The sequence below is a fragment of the Cupriavidus sp. 01L46 genome (assembly GCF_056399905.1).
In genome coordinates this window covers 1-5990 of the sequence record NZ_JBFTSF010000347.1, presented here as the reverse complement: position 1 = coordinate 5990, position 5990 = coordinate 1, and the positions used below count along the sequence as shown (strand labels likewise).

The window sequence follows — 5990 nt, the reverse complement described above, 5'->3', positions numbered from 1 at the left end:
GACAGCGGCACCACGATCGACAGCCGCGCCATGGCGCGTTCCTGGTTCTCGAACTCGCCCGACCAGCTGATCTTGACGTCGTCGGCCTTGACGTTCTTGGCGACCAGCGCCTGCATGTCCTTCACCACGCTGCCCATGTCGCGGTCATGGATGAAGATGCCGATGGACGTGGTGCGCTGGCCGTTCTCGCGGCTGATGTTCATCGCGCCGGAAGCCGCGCGGAAGTGCACCAGTTGCGACAGCGGCACCTGCGCGCCGTCCGCCGTCTGCAAGAAGATATTCGGCAGGTTTGGCAGCTGGCGCTCGTTAGGCTTGAGGCGCACCGCCACGCTGAAGTGCTTCTCGCCCTCCCACAGCTCGGTGGCTGCCTTGCCGGCCAGCGCGGTCTCCATCAGGTCCTGCACGTCTCCCACGTTGATGCCGTAGCGGGCGGCCTGGGCGCGGTCGAAGTCCAGCACATATTGCGGCAGCTCGCCGTCGCGGTCGATAAAGGCGCGCATCACGCCCTGGACCGATTGCACGTTGGCGAGGATCTGGTCGGCCACGCGCTTGTTCTGCTGCAAGCTGTCGCTCTGCACCTTGATCACGATCTGGCCCTTGATCTGGGAGATGCTCTCAAGAATGTTGTCGCGCACCGGCTGCGAGAAATTAGGCTCGATGCCGGGCAGCTGGCGCAGGTTGGCGTTGATCTCGTTGATGATCTTGCGCTTGTCGTAGCCCGCGCGCCATTGCTTGTCGTTCTTCAGGTCAACCAGGATTTCAACGGTGTTGATCAGCTTGGGATCGGTGCCGTCGTCCGGGCGGCCCACCTTGGAAATGGTGGTATTGACCTCGGGCGTCTTGCGAATCACGCCACGCAGGCGGCGGGCCTGGTCGCGCGCTTCGTCGATGGACACCGACGCCGGCAGGTCGAAGCTGACCCACATCGAGCCTTCATCCAGCTCCGGCAGGAACTCGCTGCCGAGGAACTTGCCCACGCCAACCGTTGCCACCAGCAGGCCAACGGAGATGCCCACCACGGTGCGCTTGTGGTCCAGCGCCCAGGCCAGCATCGGCTCGTAGAGGCGCTTGCTATGGCGCACCATGAAGTTGTCTTCATGCGCGATGTTCTTGGTCAGCAGCAGGTGGCACAGCAGCGGCACCAGCGTCAGCGAGATGATCAGCGAGCCGACCAGCGCACCCGTCACGGTGTAGGCCATGGGCGCGAAGATCTTGCCCTCGTGGCGCTGCAGCGTAAAGATCGGGATGTGCGCGGCGATGATGATGATCATCGAGAACACGGTCGGGCGGCCCACTTCGGTGGTGGCCTGGAGGATGGCGTGCATGCGCGCGCGGCTGTCCTTGATCTGGGCTTCCTTCAGCTCGCCCAGCCGCTTGAAGATGTTCTCCACCACGATCACCGCGCCGTCSACGATGATRCCGAAGTCCATCGCGCCSAGCGAMAGCAGGTTGGCGGGAATGCCCACCCAGGTCAGGCCGATGAASGTGGACAGCAKCGCCAGCGGRATCACGATYGCCACGATGGCCGCGGCGCGCACATTGGCCAGGAACAGATACAACACGGCCATCACCAGCAGCGCGCCCTCGACCAGGTTGCCGAACACCGTGTGCAGGGTCTTGTCGATCAGCGTGGAGCGGTCGTAGTAGGGCACGATCTTCACGCCCTTGGGCAGGATCGAATTGTCCAGCAGGTCGATCCTCTTCTTGAGCGCTTCGAGCACCAGCGAGGGATTCTCGCCCTTGCGCATCACCACGATGCCCGAGACGATATCGTCCTCGTCGTCCTGGCCCATCAGGCCCTGGGGCGGCGCGGAACCGGTCCTGATTTCGGCAATGTCCTTGACCAGGATCGGCGTGCCGTTGACTTCCGACACCACCACATCGGCGATATCGGCCGAGGTACGGAAGCTGCCCAGCGAGCGCAGCAGGAATTGCTGGCGCCCGTTGGCCACGGCGCCGCCGCCGGCGTTGGAGTTGGCGCGCTGCAGGGCGGTAAAGAGTTGCGAGAGCGAGATCTTGGCGTCGCGCATCTTCGCCAGGTTGGGGTTCACCTCGTACTGCTTGATGGTGCCGCCAATGGTGACAAGGTCGGCCACGCCCGGGACCTGGCGCAGGTTCTTCTCCACCACCCAGTCCTGCAGCGTGCGCAGTTCCTGCGCGCTGTAGCCCTTGCCGGTCAGGCGAAAGCGGAAGATCTCGCCGATGGCGGTGGACAGCGGCGCCAGCTCCGGCTGCACGCCGTCGGGCAGGTCCACCCCGCGCAGGCGCTCGATCACCTGCTGGCGGGCCACCACGTCGGTGGCCTTGTCATTGAAGGTGACCATCAGGAAGGACAGGCCGAACTGGGTGTGCGAGAACACCCGCACGGAGTTCGGCGTGCCGGCCAGCGCGGTCTCGATCGGGATCGTGACCTGGCGCTCGACTTCCTCGGCGGCCCGGCCCGGGTACAGCGTAATGACGTTGACCTGGATGTCGGAGACATCCGGGAAGGCTTCGATCGGCAGGTTCTTGAAGGCCGCAAGGCCACCCCCGATGAAGATGGCAAGGCCGAGCCAGACGAACAGCTTCTGGTGCAGGGCAAAATGGACGATGCGCGAAATCATGTGGCGGTCTTCCTCACTGCTTCGCGCTGGCGCTGCTGGCTTCGCTCGCGCGCGCCGCGTTGACCGCGGTGGCGTCTCGCAGGATGTCCTGCAGGTACAGGTTGCCGTCGGTCACCACCACGTCGCCATCCTTGAGCCCTTCCACCGCCTCGGCCATGCCGGGCAGCGACACGCCCAGCTTGATCTGCTTGCGCTCAAAGCGGTTCTGCGCCGTGCGCACGAACACAAAGTGGTGGTTCTCGGCCAGGAACACGGCCTTGGACGGCACCGCGATCCCCTGGAAGGAGGCGGCCTGCAGCTTGGCGGTGACGAACATCTCGGCCTTCAGGCGACGGTCCGGGTTGGGCACGGACAAGCGCACCTTGATGCTGCGCGCCGCAGGATCCACGTAATCGGCCACCTTGACCACCTTGCCGGCGAAGGTCTCGCCGGGATAGGCGGCCGACACCAGTTGGACGGTCACGCCGGGCTTGAACAGGGCGATGTCGGCCTCGGCCGCGTCGACCTGCGCCCACAGTTCGCCGGGATCGGTGACCAGGAACAGCGGCGCGGTGGGCGGCTGGTCGGGGCGCAGCTCCATGCCGTTATTGATATTGCGCTCCACCACCAGGCCGTCGATCGGCGTGCGCAAGGCAAAGCGGTTGCTCGCGCCCTCGCCCTGCGCGCCGGCGCCATACTGGCGCAAGGCAGCCTGGGTGCGCTGCAGGTCGGCATTGGCCCGGGCGGCTTCGGCCTGGGTCTGCTCCAGGTCCTTTTGCGCCACGACGCCGGCACCGTACAGCTCGCGCTGGCGGGCCAGCGCCTTGCCGGCATAGGCGGCGTCGGCCGCGGCCTTGCGGGCGTCGGCCTGGGCCACGCCGAAATCGGTCGAGGTCAGCATGGCCAGCGCCTGCCCCGCCTTGACGTTGGTCCCGGGCTGCACCAGCACCTCGGTCACGCGCCCGGCAAACGGCGTCGACACGCGCACGGTGCGGTCCTCATTCCAGACCAGGCGGCCTGGCAGGCTCAGCATGCGCTCGCCGCCGCTCTTGACGGTCTCGCCCACGATGCCGGGCAGCGTCCTGACCGTGGCCGGAAATTCAACGGTGTTGCCGCTGACCTTGGGTTCGTCGCTGGGGGGCGGGGCTTCCTTCTTGCCGCAGGCGGCGAGCGCCAGCGCGACCAGCGAAAACGCGACCAGCCGGGCGGCGACGCCATGGCGGGCCGCGGCACGTACGGGGGACATCGAAGCAGGCGTAGCAGTCATCGGGACGGACATCGGAGCAGACACGGAATTAAGGACGCGGTACATCGGGGCGAGCCTGGGAATTGGGTGAGGACTGCAGGGCGGCGCGGTAAGCCGACAGGGATTTGGCGAAATCGCCTTGCGCGTTGACAGCGTCCAGGCGCGTCTGGCGCAAGGCCCGGCGCGCATCGAGCAGGTCCAGCACGCTGCTGGCGCCCTTGGCATAGGCAAACTCGGCGCTGCCAGCGACACTCTCGGCGGTCGGCACCACACCTTCGACCATCTGCTTGAGCGACAGGCGCGCGGCTTCAAGCTGGTTGCGCGAGCGCTCCAGCTCGTTCTGCGCCTCGAGCAGCACGCGGTTGCGATCATCCAGCGCGGCGTAGTAATCCACCTCGGCGCGGCGGGCTTCGCCGCCAAAGCTGTGGCGCACGTAGAGCGGGATCGACACGAACACGCCGAAGCTGTTGCCGCTGCCGGTCTGGTTGGCGGCCGAGACAGGGTAGTGCTCCGCCTGCGCGCCCACGGTGACATCCGGCACGCGCCCCGCGCGGGCCAGGTCGCGCGCGCTGGCGGCCGCGGCCAGGCGGGCTTCTGCTGCCGCCACGTCGGCGCGGCGCTGCACGGTGTCGGCATCGGGCTGGGGCACCGGCACGTCCAGGGCGGGCCAGTCGGGCGTCAGGCGATTGTCGGCCAGCGTGCCGGGCACGCCGATGGCTTGCGCCAGCGCGGCCTTGTCACTGGCATGGTCGGCCATGGCGCTGCGCAGGTCGGCTTGCGCGCGCAACACATCGAGCTGCAGCTTGGCCACATCGGCGCGCGACACATCGCCAGCCTTCAGGCGAGCCTCGTTGGCCTGCTGGGTGCGGCCGTAGAGCGCCAGCGTCTCGTTGAGCACGGCAACCCGCTCCTGGCTCACCAGTGCCTCATAGAACGCCTGGTCCACCAGGCTCGCCTGCTGGGTGATCACCGCCTGCAGCACTTCGCCGGCGGCACGGCTGGAGGCTTGCGCGGTATCCACGCGCAAGCCTGCCTTGTTGGCAGTCTCGATCACCTGGTCCACGCGCAGCGTGGAGTCCACCGTCTTGCTGCGCGGGCCGCCCGAGTTGAAGCCGGCATGCGGGTTGATATTGGCCACGCCCAGGCTGAGCACGGGGTTGGGCCGCTGCGACGCAATCTGGATATCGGCCTGGCTGGCCTCCACAMTACGCCGCGCCGCGATGATGTCGCGGTTGCAGCGCACGGCATCGACCCGAACCTGGGCGAGGGTCAGGGTAGCCTTGGACGGCGGCGCCACACAGGGCCCGTCCATCGGCAAGGGTGCGCTTTGCGGCACATTCGAGCCGGCCACGGCAGCGCCCGCAACGGCGCCGAGAAGGCTTAGCAGCAGGAAACGAGGAATGGAAAAAGACACGATCAATCTGGCTCGGTTCGACTTAAGTGTGCGGTAAACGACCATGCCCGCCGTTCGGTGCACCGAGTTAGCRAATATTCACGCATCTCCGTGGAACCCGACGTGTTCTTGCCGGTATCCGGCAACGGCGAACGATCTCCCGAGCGCATTCAAACCGAACCGCATTACAAACGCCTTTCACACTGCCAGTAAATGTGGGAAATACCCCTCGAATACCCCCGTTTCGAGGGAAAACCCTGACAAATACGCTGCTTTCGTGACAAAACGAAGTAGCCAGCAGGCGGGTCGCCAAAGCCGCGTATCATTACGCGCTTCGCGCCTTTTGCCCCTGCCGGAACGCCGGCCCGGGGCGTTATCATTCACCCCGCAGTGCACGYAGTTGCCACGCTGTTGCTGTTAGAGCCGCCTCCCGCATTCCATGCTTGACCATTCCCTGCTGCCGTCTTTGCTGTCCGCCCTGTTGATCTTTGGCCTGGGCAGCGCGCTAGGCGCCGTGGGCGGGCTGTTCGGCATCGGCGGCGGGCTGATTGCCATTCCCGCGCTGGGCCTGCTCTATGGCATGGACCAGCAACTGGCCCAGGGCACCGCACTGGTGATGATTGCGCCCAATGTGCTGATCGGCTTCTGGCAATACCGCCGGCGCGCCGACATCGCGCTGCGCACGGCGGTCGTGCTCGGGCTGTCAGCGGTGCTGGCGACTTATGCCTCGGCACGCCTCGCCACCGCCATCGACGCCGTGTTGCTGCGC

At 66.4% G+C, this 5990-nt stretch carries 4 protein-coding genes; 1 reads left to right on the top strand and 3 read right to left on the bottom strand.

Going from position 1 to position 5990, the window contains the following annotated elements; all coding sequences use genetic code 11:
- From AC1DS3_RS33850 to AC1DS3_RS33840, 3 genes are all read right to left on the bottom strand, one after another.
- The coding region (locus AC1DS3_RS33850) for an efflux RND transporter permease subunit (protein WP_477128885.1) at window positions 1-2603 on the bottom strand (2603 nt) is incomplete at its 3' end.
- A gap of 13 nt (window positions 2604-2616) precedes the next feature.
- Complete coding sequence (locus tag AC1DS3_RS33845) at window positions 2617-3828, bottom strand: efflux RND transporter periplasmic adaptor subunit (RefSeq protein ID WP_441641552.1); 1212 nt, start codon at window positions 3826-3828, stop codon at window positions 2617-2619.
- A gap of 49 nt (window positions 3829-3877) precedes the next feature.
- Window positions 3878-5140 (bottom strand): TolC family protein, encoded by a 1263-nt coding sequence (locus AC1DS3_RS33840; RefSeq protein WP_477128886.1) that lies wholly within the window; start codon window positions 5138-5140, stop codon window positions 3878-3880.
- A 520-nt stretch (window positions 5141-5660) separates the two neighbouring features.
- On the opposite strand from AC1DS3_RS33840, the gene AC1DS3_RS33835 reads away from it, so the two are divergent.
- Window positions 5661-5990: TSUP family transporter (locus tag AC1DS3_RS33835; RefSeq protein ID WP_477128884.1), on the top strand; the 330-nt coding region annotated here is incomplete at its 3' end.